A 2,252-nucleotide genomic window follows, 5' to 3' on the forward strand; every position below is an offset into this window, starting at 1 on the left:
CTTCTCGTCGTGATAATAAATATCGTACAGGACTTCCTGTACACCATAATCGACCCCCGTGTCGGTTACGACGGAGGTGCATAACATGAGTACAAATTCCGCTATTCGAGAGGAAAAATCCCTCCGCGAACGTATCGCAGACAACCCACGACCGGCGGCCCTTTGGTTCGCCGGATTCCTCGTGCTCCTCGCACTCGAATTCGGTGCGCTCTGGGGCATGATAATGGCAGTTCCGTGGGCCACGTTTGTCAATAAACTGGCGTTCCTCAAACCGATCGCCGCACCGTTTGCGACCTTCGGTGACGCACTGGCGAACTTGCCGACGTTACTTACGAGGGACATTTTCGACAACACCGGCTGGCAATCCCCGTCCGGTGGATGGAAGGGCACGTTCCTCGGACTGTCCCCGGCAGTCGTCTGGGCCATCCGCGTCGTCCTGATCTACGCCTATACGCTCGGGTTCCTGTACTGGGTCTGGCGTGGCTATCTCACGTTCCGGGAGCACTATCGGTACGCCGATTGGACGCCCCGTGACGACATGATCTCCCGATTCCGACACAACACGTGGGGTCTGTTCGGATTCATCGTCGTCTTCATGTTCGTCGTGATGGCCATCTTCGCTCCCTCGCTGGGAACGACGACGGTCGAACACAACATCCAGAACCCGTTCTCCTACAAGATACACTATCTCGACAAGGATACGGGACAGGTCAAGGAAACCCTCATCGGCGATGCGAACTTTGGCTCGCGCTCGCGAGGAGATAGCGGAAACGTCGGTCCGATGACCTACGACGACTACGGGAGATTCCATCCGTTCGGCACGTTACCGACCGGGAAGGACTTATTCACCTTCATGATGCACGGAGCTCGCATATCGCTGTTCATCGGCTTGACCTCCATCGTGGTGAGTGGTCTCATCGCAACGTCGTTCGCGCTCCTGACGGCGTACTACAAGGGTCTCGTCGACCTCGCCGGCGTCATCATCGGTGACTCCATCATGTCCATCCCGCGTCTGTTGTTGCTCCTCCTGCTCTCGTACGTCCTACGGGGGACGTGGCTCGGGCAGATTTACAACGGCGCCCTATTGTTCGCACTGTTGTTCGCCGCAACTGGCTGGCCGTTCCTCTGGCGTGCGGTGCGCGGGCCTGCGATGCAGGTCTCCGAACAGGAGTGGATCGACGCCGCAAAGAGCTTCGGGCAGAGCCCGGTTACGACCATGAAGAAGCACATGGCACCGTACATCCTCGGATACTTGCTCGTCTACTCCTCGATGACGCTCGGCGGTATCATCATCTCCGTCGCGGCACTGACGTTCCTCGGTCTCGGTATCACTGCCCCGACGCCCGAATGGGGCCGTGCGGTCGACGTCGGACAAGCTTACACGACGACCGCTTCGTGGCACATCTCGTTCATTCCGGGTGTGCTCATCGTGCTCATCGTCACCGCGTTCAACGCACTCGGTGACGGTATCCGTGACGCGGTCGACCCACAGAGCGAAACGGGTGACGACGGCGGTGCTGAAGTCGCCGCGACAGGAGGGAGTGGTGCATAATGGCGTCGAGCCAACAACCCACGTCAATCGCCGACAAGGAGCCGATTCTGTCGGTCGAAAACCTTCAGACGGCCTTCTTCACGGACAAGGAGGTCATCCGTGCCTGTGACGGCATTTCGTTCGACATCAAGCCCGGAGAGACGGTCGGTATCGTCGGTGAATCCGGGTCCGGAAAGAGCGTCACCGCACGCTCGATCATGGGTCTCATCAAATCGCCCGGACGCATCCTCGATGGCAGCATCCGTTTCAAGGACGAGGAACTGACGTGCAAATCGGAAAAGGAGTACCGACAGATCCGCGGCGGTGACATCGCGTTGGTGTTCCAGGACCCACTGACGAGCCTGAACCCCGTCTACAGCGTCGGGAACCAGATCAAGGAGGCACTCCGTCTCCATCAAGATATGACCGGAACCGCGGCGACAAAGGAGGCTATCAATCTCCTCGAAGCGGTCGGTATCCCCGACGCCGGTCGCCGCATCAAGGAGTACCCACACGAGTTCTCCGGCGGGATGCGTCAGCGGGCGGTCATCGCCATGGCGCTCGCGTGTGACCCCGAACTGCTCATCTGTGACGAGCCAACGACGGCGCTCGACGTGACGATTCAGGCCCAGATCCTCGAACTGCTGGATGAACTCCAGGAGGAACGCGACCTCGCGATCATGTTCATCACGCACGACATGGGCGTCATCGCGGAAATCGC

At 59.2% G+C, this 2,252-nt stretch carries 2 protein-coding genes; both read left to right on the forward strand.

The genetic code is table 11. From position 1 onward, the window contains the following. Window positions 1–85: 85 nt before the first annotated feature. Window positions 86–1,552, forward strand: coding sequence for an ABC transporter permease (locus tag WBV42_RS11295; RefSeq protein WP_423986121.1), 1,467 nt, complete (start codon window positions 86–88; stop codon window positions 1,550–1,552). Continuing rightward, a partial coding sequence (locus WBV42_RS11300) for an ABC transporter ATP-binding protein (RefSeq protein ID WP_423986122.1) occupies window positions 1,552–2,252 on the forward strand: 701 nt, incomplete at its 3' end. The genes WBV42_RS11295 and WBV42_RS11300, both read left to right, overlap by 1 nt.

Origin of the sequence: Haladaptatus sp. (assembly GCF_049589095.1) — an archaeon.
Taxonomy (GTDB): domain Archaea; phylum Halobacteriota; class Halobacteria; order Halobacteriales; family Haladaptataceae; genus Haladaptatus.